This window comes from Caenimonas aquaedulcis (genome assembly GCF_015831345.1).
Taxonomy (GTDB): Bacteria; Pseudomonadota; Gammaproteobacteria; order Burkholderiales; family Burkholderiaceae_C; genus Ramlibacter; species Ramlibacter aquaedulcis.
In genome coordinates, this window is record NZ_JADWYS010000001.1 from 1 (window position 1) to 15,997 (window position 15,997).

Below are 15,997 nucleotides of genomic sequence, written 5' to 3' on the forward strand. Positions count from 1 at the left end.
CGCTCTCGCTCAAACACTTGCGGTGAGTCAGTTCACAAGGCGCGCAAGCGCGCTCCGCCGCCGGAGCAGCGAAAGCAGCCGCCACAGAAATCGCCCCTGCCGCCTACCGCCTGACGCGACCCGGGGAATGGCGTGCCTGCTGCTTTGAACTCCCAAGCATCACACCTCGGGGTCGCGACGCAAAACAATGCAAAGGCGAGGCTGCCAAATGAGCTCAGGTCCCAACCAGCAGCCGCATCGCGAGCGCATTGAACGCATCGGCCTGCTCGAACTGCACCCAATGCCCCGCGTCGCGCACCACGTGCTTCTCGCGCAGGCCGAGCCGCGAGACCGCCGCATCGAACGCCGCCGGGTCGCGGCGGCGCACGACATCGTCTTCGCCCCAGATGCCCGACACCGGGCACTGCCAGGTGTGCGCGATGCGCAGCATGCCGTCGCTGCGCGCCAGCTTGCGGTCGCGCACGCGGTCGCGCTGGGCGCTGCGGTCCTGCACCTCGATGGCGAGGTCGTCGATGTGCGTGCGGTCGTAGATCATGATCGCGCCGAGGTTGTGCCGCAGCACCTCCTTGCGCGCATCGGGGTCCGTCACCCCGCGCAGCGGCAGCAGGTCGTGGCGCGGCCCCGGGTGGATGCCAAGCCCCGTCGCGCCCGTGAGCACCAGGCGCTGCACCTTCTCCGGCGCCAGGTGCGCCATGTAGCCCGACACCAGGCTGCCGAATGAAAAACCGAGGAGGTCGAAGCCGCGCCCCCCGAGCAGTTCGACGATGCCGTCGAGCACGATGGGCGCGATGCTGTCCGCGTCGAGGCCGTCGCGCGGCAGGTCGGAGTCGCCCATGCCCGGCAGGTCCGGCAGCCACAGCTCGCGCTCGCGCGAGAGGGCCTCGATGTTGCGCACCCAGTGCATCCAGGAGCCCGCGCCGCCGTGCAGCATGACGAGCGGCGGGCCTTCGCCCCAGCTGCGCCACACCACCTGGCCCTGGGGTGTTGCCTGTGTCGTGGCGCGCCGGCTGCGGCTGTCGAGCGAGTCGAGGAGGGAAGTCACTGCGTCAGTGTAATGTGGCCCTTCTCGATGACTTCGATGAACTTCGCGCGGTCGGACTTCATCTTCTCGCCGAGCACCGCCGGCGCGAGGAAATAGGGCGACTGCTTCTGGTTCTCGATCCCGGCCTTGACCTCGGGCGAGGCCAGCGCCTTCTCCACGGCGGCGGCGACCTTGGCGATGATGGGCGCCGGCGTGCCCGCAGGCGCCAGCAGCACGTTCAGCGATTCGATGCCCTCGAAATCCGGCAGCCCGTATTGCGTGAAGGTCTGCACGGCGGAGCCCGGCTGCGGCGAGGTGTAGGCCAGCGCGCGCAGCGTGCCCGCATCCACCTGCGGCTGCAGCAGCGGCACGTTGGTGATCATCATCTGCACACGGCCGCCCACGAGGTCCTGCAGGGCCGGCGCGCCGCCCTTGTAGGGCACGTGCACGATCTTCGTGCCGGTGCGCAGGTTGAAGAGCTCGCCCGCAAGGTGGTTCGAGTTGCCGGTGCCGGAGCTGCCGTAGTTGAGCTTGCCCGGGTTGGCCTTGGCGTAGGCGATGAATTCGGGCAGGGTCTTCGCGGGCACGGAGTTGTGCACCGCGAGCATGTAGCTCGAGCGCGAGGCCGAGGCCACCGGCGCGAAGTCCTTGATGCTGTCGTAGGGCAGGCTCGACTGGAGCGTGTGGATCACGTGCGTGGTGAGCGCGGTGAACATCAGCGTGTAGCCGTCGGGCGGCGCCTTGGCCACGAGCTGCGCGCCGATGGCGGTGTTGCCGCCGGCGCGGTTGTCGATGACGATGGGCTGGCCGAGGATCTCGCCGACCTTCGTCATCAGCACGCGCGCGATCGGGTCCACCGAGCCGCCGGGCGGGAAGGGGATCACCAGCTTGATGGGGTGGTCGGGGTAGTTGGCCTGCGCGAAGGCGCCGGGGCCGGCGATGGCCGTGGCCGCGAGCACGGCCAGCTGCTTGAGGAAAATTCGCTTCATGTTCAACCCATGTTCAATTTGTGCCGCTGGCCGTAGGCCGGCTCGTTCACCCGGCCTTCGATGATCGTGATGTTGCGCGTCGCGTTGGTGAGCGGCGTGAAGTCCTCGCGCTCCAGCGGCTTGCCCGCCGGCATCGAGAAGTCCGCGCATTCCACCTGCAGGATCTCCAGCACGTCGTCGCCGACGGATTCGAACCAGTACTTGAAGTGGCGCGGGATCAGCACGCCCTCCCGCTCCTTGAGGTCCGCGACGACGACGTCGCCCTCGCCGTAGAACCGCGCGTGGCCCTTGAGCACCATCCAGAAGCCGTCGAGGTGGTGGTGCGTGTGCAGGTTGGTCTCCCCGCCGTTCTTGAGCACCTGCACGTTGGCGATCATGCGGTCGGTGCGTGCGAGGCGCACGACGAACTTGCCGACGTGCTTGCCCTCGGGCATCTCCGGCGAGTCGAACCTGAAGGGCTGGGCGATGGGCGCGGCCTGCTGCGCGGTGGCGGTGGCGGTATCGGACATGGCGATCTCCTTGATTGAAAACGGTCAAACCTTGGCGGCGTTGAGGAACTTGAGCAGTGTGTCGTAGGTGCCGACCACGCGCTGCAGTTCGGCGCGCACTTCCTTCGGGCCCATGGGGTCGAGCACCAGGCCGCCGCGCGCGGCGAAAGCCTTGAACTCGTCGCTCGTCACCACCTGCTTCGAAGCCGACGCGAGCTTGTCCAGCACGTCCTTGGGCAGGCCCTTGGGTGCGATCACGTAGTTGCACGCGGGCAGCAGGGTGGCGTTGGTGAAGCCCGGCTGGTCGCCAACGGGCGCGGCCTCGGGGAAGGGCTCGTAGCGGCCCTTCTGGAAGACGGCGATGACGCGCATCGCGCCGGCCTCCACGTGCCCGCGCAGGCCGTCGGTGTAGCCGGCCATGGCCTCGACGCGGCCGCCGAGCAAGGCCAGAACCGATTCCCCGCTGCCGCCCGTGAAAGGGACGATGCGCATCTTCGTTTTCGCGGCCATGTTGACCTGCTGCATCTCCAGGTCCGCGGACGTGCGCAGGCCGGCGACGCCGACGCGCACCTGGTTGGGCCGCGCCTGCACGTCCTTGATGAAGTCGGCCCAGTTCTTCACCGGCGAATCGGCGCGCACCGCGAGCAGGGTGGGCATGGAGTTGAGCTTGACGAGCGGCTGGAAGTCGTCGGGCTTGGCCCAGGCCAGCCCCTTCATCACCATCGGCTGGTAGACGAGGGTGCCGTTGCCCGCGTAGCCGATCGTGTAGCCGTCGGGCTTGGCGCGGATGACGGAGCCCACGCCGATCGTGCCCGAGCCCCCGGTGAGGTTGGTGACGACGATGTTGCCGCCCAGCACCTTCTCCATCTGCTTGCTGTACTGCCGCACGATCGCATCGGTGGAGCCGCCAGGGGACCAGGGGTTCACGAAGGTGATGTCGCGCTCCGGGTAGCCCGCGGCGCGCGCGGGCAGCGCGATGCCGGCGGCGAGCGCGGCGCCGCCGAAGGCGAACTGGCGTCGGGTGAAGGGGGTCATGGTCGTCTCCATCGAAGTTGTCGTGCAGGTCAATCGTCCGCGGCCACTTCCTTCGGCCGCAGCAGGAATCCGAACAGCAGCACGCCGATCACCACGATCCAGGTGACCACGGCCACGGGCGAGCTCCAGAAGGTGCTGACCTGGCCGTTGGACAGGATCAGCGCCTCGCGCAGGTGCTTTTCCACGAGCGGGCCGAGCACCAGGCCGATGACCATCGGGGCGAGGCGGAAGCCCAGCTTGTTCAGCACGTAGCCGATGCAGCCGACCAGCGGGAGCAGCCACACATCCAGCATGCTGTTGTTCACGCTGTACGCGCCGATGATGGTGAGCAGCACGATCATCGGCAGGAAGATGTACTGCGGCACGCGCAACAGGCTCACCCACACGCCGACGAGCGGCACGTTCAGGATCACCAGCATCACGTTGCCGATGTACATCGAGGCGATGAGGCCCCAGAAGAGGTCGGGGTAGTTGCGGATGAGCAGCGGCCCGGGGTTGATGCCGTGGATCATCAGCGAGGACATCATGAGCGCCGTGATCGCGCCGAAGGGAATGCCCATCGCGAGCAGCGGGATCAGCGTGGCGGTGGCGGCGGCGTTGTTCGCCGTCTCGGGGCCGGCCACACCTTCGATCGCGCCGGTGCCGAGCTCGTGGCGGTACTTCGAGACGGCCTGCTCCAGCCGGTACGACGCGAAGCTCGACATCGACGAGGGCGGGCCGGGCAGGGCGCCCATGATGAAGCCGACGACCGTGCCGCGGCCCATGGGCCAGAAGCTGCGCTTCCATTCCTCCTTCGTGGGCATCAGGTCGCGCATCCTGATCGACACGGGCGGGATGTGGTCTTCCTTCGTCGCCACGAGATGCATCATCTCCGCGACCGCGAAGAGGCCGATGACGACGGCGACCAGCGTGAAGCCCGGGCTCAGCTCGTTGATGCCGAAGATGAAGCGCTGCTGGCCCGTGACCGCTTCCTGGCCCACGGTGGCGAGCAGCAGGCCGATGGTCATCGGGAACAGGCCGGCGGCCAGCGTGCCGCCGGAGATGCGCGAGAAGATCAGCAGGCCGCCCAGCAGCATCGCGAAGTACTCCGGCGGGCCGAACAGCAGCGCCGCGCGCGACACGGCGGGAGACAGCAGCATGATGCCCAATACGGAGACCGTGCCGCCGACGAAGGAGCCGACCGCGACGATGGTGAGCGCCGCGCCGGCGCGGCCCTTGCGCGTGAGCTGGTAGCCGTCCAGGCAGGTGATGGCCGACGCCACCTCCCCGGGCACGTTGATGAGGATGGCGGTGGTGGAGCCGCCGTACATGGCCCCGTAGAAGATGCCCGCCATCGCGATGAGTCCGGTGGTCGGGTCGAACGAGTAGGTGATGGGCAGGATGAGCGCGATGCCGCCCAGAGGCCCGAGCCCCGGCAGCACGCCCACGAGCGTTCCCGCGAGCGCGCCGAGAAAGGCGGCGAGCAGGTTCTGCATCGTGAGGGCGATGGTGAACCCGTGCATCAATCCGTCGAAGGAGCTCATGGTGTTCAGATGCCGAGCAGGCCCTTGGGCATGGGGATCTTCAGCAGCACCACGAAGACGAGCTGCAGGCCGATGGCGATGCACAGCGAGGCGACGACCATGCGCGGCCACGAGAGCGGGCTCACGAGGCGCATGAACAGGAGGCAGAAGATGGCGCTGGAGACGAGCTGGCCGAGATACTCCATCGTCCCGAAGTACAGGACCAGCAGCACGATCATGATGACCACGCGCTTCGCGCCGCCGCCCGCGGGCATCTCGAACTGCTCGGTCGGCGGCATCCACCACGCCTCCCACAGCACGGCGAGGCTGGCGGCGATGACCATGCAGCCGACCACGGTGGGCCACACGCGCGCGCCGGGTTCGTCGAGCGTGCCGAACGGGTATTCCCGCGACAGCAGGAGGTACACCGCCGACAGCAGCAGGCCGATGCCGCCGGTGACGAAGTAGCCGACGCGCTTGTTGTGCATCGCCGTGGCGGCTTGCGGGGTCATGCGGTTTCCTTGCGGTGGGTGGCGATGCCCAGGCGCTCGCGGTAGTCGGCGTCCAGCGCGGTGACGGTGCGCGACTGCAGCGCCTCCTGCATGTCCAGCGCGCCGGGGATCGTGGTGGCGCCGGGCCGGGCCTTCGCGCTGGGGCCGTGTTCTCCGAGGCGCGGCGCGGGGCCCTGGATGCGCGGTGTGCGGTGGCGCATGCGGTAGGGGCGGCCGATGACGGGGCGCAGGCCGACCGGCTGCGGATGCTCCACGTATTCGTAGAAGCCGCGCGCGCGCAAATGCGGATCGAGCAGCAGGTCGCGGTTGTTCAGCACGGGGCCGGCGGCGATACCCCCCGACTGCAGCAGGCGGGTGGTCTCCCATGCGTCATGCGCGGCCGTCCAGCGCGCGACCGCCGCATCGACCAGCTCGCGATGCTCGCGGCGGCCCGCCTCCGTCGCGAGGCGGGCGTCGCCGTCAAGCCCGACATGCCGCGCGAGCACGCGCCATTGCATATCGCTGGTGACGCTGATCGCCACCCACCGGTCGTCCCCGCGCGCCGGGTAGAGATTGCTCGGCACGTGCAGCTCGTCCTCGTTGCCGATGCGCTTCGGCTCCGTGCCGGTAAGCTGCCACTGCAGCAGCGCCTCGGGCATCGCGGCGACGCCGAGCTGGTACATGCCCAGGTCGATCCATTGGCCTTGCCCCGTGCGCCGCCGGTGGTGCAGCGCGGCGAAGAGCGCCGTGAGCCCGCTCCAGCATGCGAGGAAGTCGGGATAGGACTGGCCGACCTTCCACGGCTTGTCGCCGCGGTAACCGGTGTACTGCGTGATGCCCATCGTCGCTTCGAGCGTCGTGCCCTGGCTCGGGAATTCCGACCACGGCCCGGTCGATCCGTAGCCGGTGTTGGACAGCATGATGAGCGCCGGGTTGATCCTGCGCAGCTCCTCGTAGTGCAGGCCCCAGCCGCGCATGACGCGTGGCGTGTAGTTCTCCAGCACGAAGTCGGCGCTCTCCACCATCTTGCGAAAGACCGCGCGTCCCTCTTCGCTCGCCAGGTCCAGCAGCATGGATTGCTTGCCGCGATTGAGCATGTGGAAGGCGCCGGAGCGGTTCCAGGGTTCGTCGCCCGGGTCGTTGTCCAGGTGCGGGCCGAAGGCGCCGCTGCGCGTCTGGTCGAGGCGGTGCGTGCCTTCTATCTTGATCACCTCCGCGCCCAGGTCGCTCATGAGCGCGCCCATGTAGGGCACGGCAAACACGTAGGAAAGATCGAGCACGCGCAGGCCCGCAAGCGGCAGGCGGGCGGGGCCGGGCGACGGCCGCCCACGTGTTTCGTTCCTGGGCGCCCACCCTGCATCCCGCCCGCCGTGTTCGCCCAGGCGGGGCGCTGCGCTGCGCACCGACATCGGTGTGGCCGACATGCGCGCCAGTTCCGCGGGAAATTTCCAGGTGCCGCCCACGGGATGCGCCACCGTCCGGAACGCGCCGCGCGCGGCGAGATGGTCGCACTGCAGCAGCTCCGGCGCACCCTGCACGACGCCCAGCAGCAGGCGCATGCGCGCGCCCTGCTCGAAGAGGTCCTTCGCATCGCGGTTCGCGACGCAGGATTCGAGCACCGCGCGCACTTCCGCCGTGCGCGTGTTGCGCTTCACGCGCTGCGCGTATTCCGGCGTGCGGAATTCCTCGCGGCCGAACAGGTCGGCGAAACTCTCGAAGCGCGTCGGCCCGGACTGCACGGTGAGGTAGCCCTTGCGCGTGGCGATGGGCTCGCCCTGGAACGGGTCCTGCGTCGCGCTGCGGCGCCCCTGCACCGCGCCCATGAACGAGTAGTACGGCTGGTTCATCACGAGCTCGGACGCGAGGCATTCCTGCATCGACACGTCCACGTGCTCCCCGACGCCGTCGGCTTGCGCCGCCACCAGCGCCGCCATGCCCGCATACGCGGCGTTCAGGCCGGCGCAATACGCGCTCTGGTTGAGGCCGTGCTTGAGCGGCGGCAGGTCCACGCGCCCGCTGATGTGCATGATCCCGCCCATCGCCTGCAGCACGAGGTCGCTCGCGGCGTAGCCCGCATACGGCCCGGTGCTGCCGAAGTTCGTCACCGACACGACAACGAGGCGCGGGTTCCATGCGAGCAGCGTGTCCACGCCCAGGCCCCAGCGCGCCAGCGTGCCGGGAGCGAAGCTCTCGAAGAGGATGTCGCCGCCTTCGACCCAGCGCCGCAGCGCCTCGTGCGACCGCGCATCGGCGATGTCCAGCGCCACGCTGCGCTTGTTCCAGTTCAGGTACTGGAAGAGCAGGCTGCGCTCGGGCTCGGGCGCGGTGGGATGCAGCGGCGGCAGCCGGCGCGTCGCATCGCCCGCGCCCGGCGGCTCCAGCTTGACGACGTCCGCGCCGAAATCGCCGAGCAGGCGTGCGGCGAAGGAGGACGCGATGCCGTCCCCGAGGTCGAGCACACGCACGCCCTGAAGCGCGCCGGCGGGTTCAGACATCGGTGAGCTTGATGTTGGCCTTCTCGACGATCTCCGCGAATTTCGCGCGGTCACTCTTCAGCCGCTCGGCCAGCGCGGCGGGCGGCATGAAGAAGGGCGCCTGGTTCTGTGTCTCGATCGCCTTGCGCACGTCGGGCATGTCGAGCGACTTCTGCACCGCGTCTGCGATCCTGTTGACGATGGCCGCGGGCGTGTCGCGCGGGGCGAGCAGCATGGTGACGAGCTCGATCTTCTCGAAGTCCTTCAGGCCGAACTGCTCGAAGGTGGCGACGGGCGGCTTGCCCGGCGGCTGCGAGGTGTAGGCGATGGCGCGCAGCGCGCCCGAGTCGATGTGGCCCTGCAGGGAGGAGATCGTGCTCAGGTACATCTGCACGCGGCCGGCCAGCAGGTCGATCATCGCGGCGCCCGTGCCCTTGTACGGCACGTGCGTGATCTTCACGCCCGCGCTCATGTTGAACAGCTCGCCCGCCAGGTGATTGGCGTTGCCGATGCCCGCGCTGCCGTAATTGAGCTTGCCCGGGTTGGCCTTGGCGTAGGCGATGAGTTCCGGCAAGGTCTTCGCGGGCACGGACGGATGCACCGCGAGCATGTAGCCCGAGCGCGAGACGGTGGAGATCGGCGCGAAGTCCCGGATGCTGTCGTAGGGCAGGTTGGACTGCATCGTGTGGATCACGTGCGTGCTGACCGAGCTGAAGAGGAGGTTGTAGCCGTCGGGCGCCGCCTTCGCGATGAAGGCCGAGGCGATCGACGTGTTGCCGCCCGGGCGGTTCTCCACGACGATGGGCTGGCCCAGGAGCTCGTTGAGCTTTTGCCCGAGCACGCGCGCGATCGGGTCGGTCGAGCCGCCCGGCGGGTAGGGCACGAGCATGCGGATCGGCCGGTCCGGCCAGGCCGCCTGCGCGAAGGAAAAGGGCGAGGCGGCGGCCGCGGCCGCGAGCGCGGCCATCTGCTGGAGGAACTGGCGTTTCACGGGTTTGTCTCCTGAAATTGGGACTCAGCCCTCCAGGGGGAGGATCACGGTCTTGACCTGGGTGTAGTAGTGCATGGCCTCGACGCCTTTTTCGCGCCCGATGCCGCTTTGCTTGAAGCCGCCGAACGGGGCTTCGACGCCGACCCCGTGGTAGTTGTTGATGTAGACCTGGCCGGCCTGCAGCTTGCCCGCGACGCGGTGCGCGCGAGAGACGTCGCGCGTCCACACGGCCGACGCGAGGCCGAAGTCCGTGTCGTTCGCGATCTCCAGCGCCTGGGCCTCCGTGTCGAAGGGGATCACGCAGGACACCGGGCCGAAGATCTCCTCGCGCGCGATGCGCATCCCGTTGTCGACGTTGGTGAAGATCGTGGGTTCGACGAAGAAGCCCTGCGCGAGCCTGCCTTCGGTGAGGCGCCGCCCCCCGCACGCGAGCGTCGCGCCTTCCTTCCGGCCGAGCTCGATGTAGCCGAGGATGCGGTCGAGCTGCTCGCCGGAGACGACGGGGCCCATCTCGAGGTTGTCCGGGCCGGGGCCGATCGTCACCTCCTTCAGGTGCGACGCGAAACGTGCGACGAACTTGTCCGCGATGCTCCGATGCACCAAATGCCGCGTCCCGGCAGAACAAACCTGCCCCGCGTTGCGCGACAGGGTGAATGCGGCCGACTTGGCCGCGGCCTCGATGTCGGCATCCTCGAAGACGATGAAGGGCGACTTGCCGCCCAGCTCCAGGCTCACCGGCACGATGCGCTTCGCGGCGGCGGCCATCACGAGCTTGCCCGTGTCCGCGGACCCGGTGAAGTTGATCTTGCGCACGAGCGGGTGCGAGACGAGCGCGTTGCCCGCTTCGCCGCCGAAGCCGGTGACGACGTTGAAGGCGCCGGGCGGCATGCCCGCCTCGATGCAGATCGCGACGAATTCGAAGATCGACAGGTTGGTCTGCTCCGCCGGCTTGATGACGATGGTGTTGCCCGCCGCGAAAGCGGGCGCGGCGCTGCGGCCCGTCTGGCCCATGGGCGCGTTCCAGGCGGTGATCTGCCCGATCACGCCGTAGGGCTCGCGCACGGTGTAGACGAGGTGCTTGCCCGGCGCGGGAATCGTTTCGCCGTGGATCTTGTCCGCGAGGCCGGCATAGAACTCGAAGTAGCGCGCGCAGACTTCCACGTCGTTCAGGGCCGAGGCGAGCGGCTTGCCGACGTCCAGCGAGTCGAGCATCGCGAGGCGGTCGCGGTTCTGGCGCAGCAGCTGCGCGACTTTCTGCAGGATCTGTCCGCGCTTGAAGGCGTCCACGGCCGCCCACTGCACTTGCGCGGATTGCGCGGCGCGCACCGCGCGGTCCACGTCCGCCGCGTTGCCGCGTGCATAGCGGCCGAGCTTTTCGCCCGTGGACGGATTGATGCCTTCGAAGTAGTCGCCGCCGGCGGGCGTGACCCATTCGCCGCCGATGAAGTGTTCGTAGCGCTCGCGGATCGCGGGCCGGGTGGGGGTGCTCATGCGGAATGTCCTGGTGCGGGCGTCGCGCGGCCCAGCGCTTGCATCAGCACGGCGGCGTCCTTCTGTTGTTCGAGGCCGATCAGGAGCTCGCAGAGTTCGGCGGCCTTCGCGGGAGCGACGGCGGTGCGCGCGTTCTCCATGAACTTGGCGACGATCTCCTCGTTGCTTGCGGGCTCCTGCGGCAGGATCTCGTTGCGCGCACGCAGCACCCGGCCGTCGCGCAGGCGCACGATCACTTCGCCGGTGCGGCTCTTCGGGAAGCCGGAGGCCGGGTCGACCTCGTAGGTGACCTTGCGCGCGAGTGCAACGAGTGAAGGATCCGTGCGTACCGCGGGTTCCAGCTCGCCGAGCCCGAAGGCGCCGCGCAGCAGCCCGCAGGCGATGGAGAACTGCAGGCTGAACTGCGCGATGTAGTCGGTGGCCGGGGCGTATTTCTCCGCCGCGGGCTCGCACACCAGCGGCACGGCGACGCTGGCGACGAGCGCATGCACCGACTCGATGTCTTCCGCACGGAGCGATCCGACCATCTGCTCGCGGATGTCGCGCGCCGCATTCACGAACGCGTGCATGTGGTGGCACGCGGGATACAGCTTGATCGACGCCGTGGGGAATTCCCAGCGCTCGCCGAGCTGCGCGCCGACCATGGCCGGCCGCGCTTCCTTGGCCAGCGCGCCGAGGAAGGCGTTGTAGAAACCCATGGGGCCTTCGTAAGCCAGCGAGGGCCCGGTGTAACCCGCCTGCGCCATGTGGGCCGCGACCACGCCGCTGGCAGCGGCCCAGCCCGGATGGAAGCGCTTGGTCCAGGTGCCGTCCTGCATGGGCTGCACCGTGCCGGACGCGGTGGCCAATGCGATGCCCTGCGCGAGCGTGAGCTGCTTCGTGTTCAGCCCCATCAGCCGCCCCGCGACGAGGGACGACGAGAAAGCCCCGCACACGGAGGTCGGATGAAAGCCCGCCTTGTGGATGTTGCCCAGGCCCGCCTGCGCGATGCGCGCGCCGGCCTCCAGCCCCACGACCAGCGCGGCCAGCAGCTCGCGGCCGCTCGCATGGCGCTGCGCCGCCACGCCGAAAGCGGCGGGCACGTTCGTCGCGCACAGGTGGATGGAGCCGGGAAGGTAGGTGTCGTCGTAGTCGAGGCCGTGCACCAGCAGGCCGTTCATGAGGATCGCATCGCGCAGCGTGAGGCCGGCGCCCATGCCCACGACTTCATTCGTGCCCGTGTCGCCCATCGCCTGCACGCCGTTCAAGGCGATGCGCGCGAAGTCCTTGCGGCTGGACGCGAGCGCGACACCCAGCGCGTCGAGCGCGAGATAACGCGCGCGCTCGCTCACCGCGGCCGGCACTTCCTCGAGGCGCAGCCCCGCCGCGAAATCCGCCAGCGTTTGCGAGACCGTCATGGCGCGGGGGCTTTCAGGACTTGCGCACCACGGCGCGGTCGAGGGCGAGCTTGCCGACCTGCGCCATGTCCAGCTCGACGCCGAAGCCCGGGCCGAGGGGCAGGTTGCAGTGGCCGTTCTTCACGTCGATGGGTCGGTTGGCGACGATCGGGTCCACGTCGATGGCGGGCAGGCCCATCACGAATTCCGCGCCGAAGGCATGGTTCGGGATCGCCGCCGCGAGCGTCGCGCCGGCGATGGCTTCCAGGTAGCTGCCGTTCGCCGTGCCCGCGACGTTGGCGCGCAGGCCGAAGGAATCGGCGATGGTCGCGATGTCGCGGCCCCGGCGCAATCCCCCGCACTTGTAGAACTTCACGGCCATCACATCCGCCGCGCCGTTGGCGCACAGGCGCGCCGCGTCGGCGGGGCTGTAGCAGGACTCGTCCGCGATGATGGAGACGTTGCAACGGTCGTACACCCACTTGAGGTTGTCGATATGCGTGGGCGGCACCGGTTGTTCGAAGTAGGTGAGGTTCACTTCCTCGATCCGCTTGGCAAGCTGCACCGCGCCCACCGGCGTGTAGCCCATGTTGGCGTCGATGCCGAGGTACACGTCGGGGCCCAGGGCCTTGCGGATCTGCTTGACGACGTTCGCGTCCGCCTCGATCTTTTCTTCCGGGCCGACCTTGATGCAGATGTAGCGGATGCCGTGCTTTTCCGCGGCCATCACCGACTCGTCGATCATGGTCTTGTCGTCCGCGAGGCCGACCGACCATTCGAGCGGGATGCTGTCGCGCTGCGCGCCGCCCAGCAGCGTGTGGGCCGACACGCCCAGTGCCTTGCCCACGAGGTCGTGCAGCGCGAAGTCGGTGACCTCCAGCGCGGCAAGGTTGCCCGGCAGCTTCGCGCTGCACGCGCGCAGCACGCGCTCGATGTCCATCGCATCGCGGCCCAGCAGCACCGGCGCGTAGAAGTCGCGCAGGCAGGCGAAGACGCTCGCCGCCGTCTCGCCGATCCACGGGTTCACCGGCCGCACCTCGCCCCAGCCGCTGATGCCGCCCGCGCTGATGCGCAGCAGCACCGGCCGGCCGATCCAGCTGCCGGTGTCGCCGTACAGCAGCGGACCGGTGGAGATCTTGCGCTTCATGCGCGGGACGATGTCGAGCGGGATGATTTCCACCTCGTCGATGACGAGGCGGCCGCGGGAGGGGGGCAGGGTGGTGGTCATGCGGGAGTGCCCTGCACGGCTGCGCGCCGCCAGGGATGTTGTTCGAGATAGCGTTGTTCGAAGGCTTCGATCGCGGCCTGGTGCACGAGGATCAGGTCGATGTCGTCCTGGCCCTTGAGCAGCCGCTCGCGCGGGCTGGCGTCGATGTCGAAGGCGTGCACCTTGCCGTCGGGGCCGGTCACCGTCTTCGCTTCGAGGTCGATCGTGATCTCTGCGCCGGGCTTCGCGTGCAGCTGCGCGCGCAGGTCGTCGCAGGTCTCCTGCGGCAGCACCACGGGCAGCAGGCCGTTCTGCAGCATGTTGCCCGCGTAGATGTCGCTGAAACTCGGGGCGATGATGGCGCGGATGCCGTAGTCGGCCACCGCATACACCGCGCCTTCGCGCGCCGAGCCGGAGCCGAAGTTGGGGCCGGCCACCAGGATGCGCGCCTCGCGGTAGGCGGGGCGGTTGAGGATGAAGTCGGGTTTTTCCGATCCGTCGCCGTTGAAGCGGATGTCGTGCAGCATGTACTGCTGCAGGCCGTTGCCGCGCGCCTTGCGGAAGAAGCGGTTGGGCAGCAGCTTGTCGGTGTCGACGTTGCTCATGTCGAGCGGGGCGGCCAGGCCGGTGAATCGGGTGAAGGCTTCCATGTCAGTCCAGCTTCCGCACGTCCATGAGGTGGCCGCTCACCGAAGCCGCCGCCGCCATCGCGGGGCTCATGAGGTGCGTGCGCGAGCCCTTGCCCTGCCGGCCCTCGAAGTTTCGGTTGGAGGTGGAGGCGCAGCGCTCGCCCGGCGCCAGCGTGTCGCCGTTCATCGCGGCGCAGCTGGAGCAGCCCGAGCCGCGCCACTCCACGCCCGCGTCGATGAAGATGCGGTCGAGCCCCTCGGCTTCGGCCGCGCGCTTGACGCCGCTGGAGCCGGGCGACACCCAGGTCGGCACCTTCGCCTTGCGGCCCTTGAACACGTCCGCGGCTGCGCGCAGGTCGTCGAGCCGGCCGTTGGTGCAGCTGCCGATGAAGACGCGGTCCACCTTGATGCCTTCCAGCGGCGTGCCGGGCGCGAGGCCCATGTAGCGCAGCGCGGATTCGATGTCTGCCTTCTTCTCCGCTTCCGCGCCTTCCGCGCTCGGCACGGCGGCGTCAATCGGCAGCACCTGCTCGGGCAGCGTGCCCCAGGTGATGGACGGCCCGACGGCGCCGGCGTCGAGATGGACCTCGCGGTCGTACACCGCGCCCTCGTCGCTCGGCAGGGTCCTCCAGTAGGCGACGGCCTGGTCCCACATCTCCCCCGAGGGCGCGTACGGCCGGCCCTCCAGGAACGCGATGGTGGTCTCGTCGGGGGCGACCATGCCGGTGCGCGCACCGGCCTCGGTCACCATGTTGCACAGGGTCATGCGCTGGTCCATGGTCATGCCGCGCACGGTGGAGCCGGCGAACTCGACGACGTGGCCCACGGCGCCCGCGACCCCGATCTTCGCGATGACAGACAGGATGATGTCCTTGGCCGTGACGCCGAAGCCCAGTGCGCCGTCGATGGTGATGCGCATGGTCCTGGGCTTTTTCTGCCAGACGCATTGCGTGGCGAGGATCTGCTTGCCTTGCGATGCGCCGATGCCGAGGGCATAGCAGCCGAACGCGCCGTGGGTGGAGGTGTGCGAGTCGCCGCAGCAGATGACGAGGCCGGGTTGCGTGATGCCCAGCTCCGGGCCCACCACGTGGATCACGCCCTGGCGCGGGTCGTCCACGCCGAAGTGGTCGAAGCCGTACCTCGCGGCGTTGCCTGCGAGGTATTCCACCAGCCCGCGCGACTCGGCGTCGGCGATGCCCGCCAGCCCCTTGTCGCGGTTGACCGTCGGCACGAAGTGGTCGGGCGAGCCGAACACCTGTTTCGGCTTGCGCACCTGGCGGCCTTCCTTCGCCAGCGCGCCGAAGGCGTGGAAGGAGCCTTCGTGCACGAAGTACGTGTCCACCGACAGCAGCGCTTCGCTGGCGCCGCGCGTGACGATCGCGTGGCGGCTCCAGACTTTCTCGAAGAGGGTGGCGGGTGCGTTCATGGGGTCAATCCGTAGCGGCCTTCGAGGGCGTCGTGTTCGGCCATGCCGGCGATCTCCTCGATGTGCCCGAAGCTCGCGAGCGTGCCCGCGATGCGCGAGAGGCTGCCGCGGCCCTTCAGCTCGGCCAGCATCTTCTGGATGGCGGGGATCGCGGAGAGGATCGCGAAGTTCGCGTAGATCGCGAGCTTGAAGCCCATCTCGCCGAGTTCGGCCGCCGGGATGTCGGGCGTCTTGCCGCTCGCGGCGATGTTCGCGAAGAGCGGGATGCCGGCGAGGCCGCGCGCCACCGCATGCATCTGGTCGAGGCCCACCGGCGCATCGACGAAGATCATGTCGGCGCCGGCTTCGCGGTATTGCCGGCCGCGCTCGAACACGGCGTCCATGCCGTCGATCGCGAGCACGTCGGTGCGCGCGATGATGACGAGGTCGGCGTCCTGCCGCGCGTCGCAGGCCGCCTTGATCTTGCCGACCATCTCCCGCGCCGGGATCACGCGCTTGCCCGCGAGGTGGCCGCAGCGCTTGGGCGCGACCTGGTCTTCCAGGTGCAGCGCGGCGACGCCGGCCTTCTCGTAATCGCGCACGGTGCGCCGCACGTTCATCGCGTTGCCGTAGCCCGTGTCCGCGTCGGCCACGATGCACAGGCCCGAGGCGTCGGCGATGCGGCTCGCGTTGTCGACCATCTCGCTGGCGGTGAGCAGCCCGATGTCCGGCATGCCCAGGCGGCCGATGCTGGTGCCGAACCCCGTCATGTGGATCGCATCGAAGCCGGCGCGCGCGATCATGCGCGCGGTGAGCGCGTCGGCCGCGCCCGGCGCCATCACGCAGCCGGGCTGCGCGATCAGGCGGCGAAGGCGGGTGGTCGGGCGTTCCTGCATGA

Annotated in this window: 14 protein-coding genes; all 14 read right to left on the reverse strand. The window is 69.1% G+C overall.

Annotated features, from left to right (window positions below; genetic code table 11):
• Positions 1-214: 214 nt before the first annotated feature.
• Genes I5803_RS00005 through I5803_RS00070 form a run of 14 tightly spaced genes read right to left on the reverse strand, consistent with a single transcriptional unit; the run spans position 215 to position 15,995 of the window.
• Positions 215-1,042, reverse strand: a complete 828-nt coding sequence (locus I5803_RS00005) for an alpha/beta fold hydrolase (RefSeq protein WP_196984381.1) — start codon at positions 1,040-1,042, stop codon at positions 215-217.
• A complete protein-coding gene (locus I5803_RS00010) occupies positions 1,039-2,010 on the reverse strand; it encodes a Bug family tripartite tricarboxylate transporter substrate binding protein (RefSeq protein ID WP_196984382.1) in 972 nt (323 codons plus the stop codon). Before I5803_RS00010 ends, I5803_RS00005 begins: the two co-directional genes overlap by 4 nt.
• Before the next feature lie 2 nt (positions 2,011-2,012).
• Complete coding sequence (locus tag I5803_RS00015) at positions 2,013-2,519, reverse strand: cupin domain-containing protein (RefSeq protein ID WP_196984383.1); 507 nt, start codon at positions 2,517-2,519, stop codon at positions 2,013-2,015.
• A gap of 24 nt (positions 2,520-2,543) precedes the next feature.
• Positions 2,544-3,533 carry a Bug family tripartite tricarboxylate transporter substrate binding protein gene (locus I5803_RS00020; RefSeq protein WP_196984384.1) on the reverse strand — a complete coding sequence of 330 codons (990 nt, stop codon included), beginning with the start codon at positions 3,531-3,533 and terminating at the stop codon, positions 2,544-2,546.
• A 29-nt stretch (positions 3,534-3,562) separates the two neighbouring features.
• The gene (locus I5803_RS00025) at positions 3,563-5,056 is read right to left on the reverse strand and encodes a tripartite tricarboxylate transporter permease (RefSeq protein ID WP_196984385.1); all 1,494 of its coding nucleotides are present in this window, start codon (positions 5,054-5,056) and stop codon (positions 3,563-3,565) included.
• A gap of 5 nt (positions 5,057-5,061) precedes the next feature.
• Positions 5,062-5,547: a tripartite tricarboxylate transporter TctB family protein gene (locus I5803_RS00030; protein WP_196984386.1), complete on the reverse strand. Its 486-nt coding sequence runs from the start codon at positions 5,545-5,547 to the stop codon at positions 5,062-5,064.
• On the reverse strand, positions 5,544-8,021 hold the full coding sequence (locus I5803_RS00035) for a CaiB/BaiF CoA transferase family protein (RefSeq protein ID WP_196984387.1): 2,478 nt from the start codon (positions 8,019-8,021) through the stop codon (positions 5,544-5,546). The genes I5803_RS00030 and I5803_RS00035 overlap by 4 nt, the downstream gene beginning before the upstream one ends.
• The gene (locus I5803_RS00040; protein ID WP_196984388.1) at positions 8,014-8,991 is read right to left on the reverse strand and encodes a Bug family tripartite tricarboxylate transporter substrate binding protein; all 978 of its coding nucleotides are present in this window, start codon (positions 8,989-8,991) and stop codon (positions 8,014-8,016) included. The genes I5803_RS00035 and I5803_RS00040 overlap by 8 nt, the downstream gene beginning before the upstream one ends.
• A 24-nt stretch (positions 8,992-9,015) precedes the next feature.
• Positions 9,016-10,482 (reverse strand): aldehyde dehydrogenase family protein, encoded by a 1,467-nt coding sequence (locus I5803_RS00045; RefSeq protein WP_196984389.1) that lies wholly within the window; start codon positions 10,480-10,482, stop codon positions 9,016-9,018.
• Complete coding sequence (locus I5803_RS00050; protein WP_196984390.1) at positions 10,479-11,879, reverse strand: MmgE/PrpD family protein; 1,401 nt, start codon at positions 11,877-11,879, stop codon at positions 10,479-10,481. Before I5803_RS00050 ends, I5803_RS00045 begins: the two co-directional genes overlap by 4 nt.
• Before the next feature lie 13 nt (positions 11,880-11,892).
• Positions 11,893-13,086 carry a mandelate racemase/muconate lactonizing enzyme family protein gene (locus I5803_RS00055; protein WP_196984391.1) on the reverse strand — a complete coding sequence of 398 codons (1,194 nt, stop codon included), beginning with the start codon at positions 13,084-13,086 and terminating at the stop codon, positions 11,893-11,895.
• The gene (gene leuD / locus I5803_RS00060) at positions 13,083-13,715 is read right to left on the reverse strand and encodes a 3-isopropylmalate dehydratase small subunit (RefSeq protein WP_196984392.1); all 633 of its coding nucleotides are present in this window, start codon (positions 13,713-13,715) and stop codon (positions 13,083-13,085) included. The genes I5803_RS00055 and leuD overlap by 4 nt, the downstream gene beginning before the upstream one ends.
• Position 13,716: 1 nt before the next feature.
• The gene (gene leuC, locus I5803_RS00065) at positions 13,717-15,120 is read right to left on the reverse strand and encodes a 3-isopropylmalate dehydratase large subunit (protein WP_196984393.1); all 1,404 of its coding nucleotides are present in this window, start codon (positions 15,118-15,120) and stop codon (positions 13,717-13,719) included.
• Entirely contained in the window at positions 15,117-15,995 is an 879-nt protein-coding gene (locus tag I5803_RS00070) for an isocitrate lyase/PEP mutase family protein (RefSeq protein WP_196984394.1), read from the reverse strand. Before I5803_RS00070 ends, leuC begins: the two co-directional genes overlap by 4 nt.
• Between the last annotated feature and the right edge of the window lie 2 nt (positions 15,996-15,997).

What these genes read in the sequence shown, in the direction of transcription:
- leuD (WP_196984392.1), bottom strand. Translation starts at nt 13,715, where the DNA reads ATGGAAGCCTTCACCCGATTCACCGGCCTGGCCGCCCCGCTCGACATG.
- I5803_RS00020 (WP_196984384.1), bottom strand. Translation starts at nt 3,533, where the DNA reads ATGACCCCCTTCACCCGACGCCAGTTCGCCTTCGGCGGCGCCGCGCTC.
- I5803_RS00045 (WP_196984389.1), bottom strand. Translation starts at nt 10,482, where the DNA reads ATGAGCACCCCCACCCGGCCCGCGATCCGCGAGCGCTACGAACACTTC.
- leuC (WP_196984393.1), bottom strand. Translation starts at nt 15,120, where the DNA reads ATGAACGCACCCGCCACCCTCTTCGAGAAAGTCTGGAGCCGCCACGCG.
- I5803_RS00050 (WP_196984390.1), bottom strand. Translation starts at nt 11,879, where the DNA reads ATGACGGTCTCGCAAACGCTGGCGGATTTCGCGGCGGGGCTGCGCCTC.
- I5803_RS00070 (WP_196984394.1), bottom strand. Translation starts at nt 15,995, where the DNA reads ATGCAGGAACGCCCGACCACCCGCCTTCGCCGCCTGATCGCGCAGCCC.
- I5803_RS00015 (WP_196984383.1), bottom strand. Translation starts at nt 2,519, where the DNA reads ATGTCCGATACCGCCACCGCCACCGCGCAGCAGGCCGCGCCCATCGCC.
- I5803_RS00035 (WP_196984387.1), bottom strand. Translation starts at nt 8,021, where the DNA reads ATGTCTGAACCCGCCGGCGCGCTTCAGGGCGTGCGTGTGCTCGACCTC.
- I5803_RS00030 (WP_196984386.1), bottom strand. Translation starts at nt 5,547, where the DNA reads ATGACCCCGCAAGCCGCCACGGCGATGCACAACAAGCGCGTCGGCTAC.
- I5803_RS00025 (WP_196984385.1), bottom strand. Translation starts at nt 5,056, where the DNA reads ATGAGCTCCTTCGACGGATTGATGCACGGGTTCACCATCGCCCTCACG.
- I5803_RS00055 (WP_196984391.1), bottom strand. Translation starts at nt 13,086, where the DNA reads ATGACCACCACCCTGCCCCCCTCCCGCGGCCGCCTCGTCATCGACGAG.
- I5803_RS00010 (WP_196984382.1), bottom strand. Translation starts at nt 2,010, where the DNA reads ATGAAGCGAATTTTCCTCAAGCAGCTGGCCGTGCTCGCGGCCACGGCC.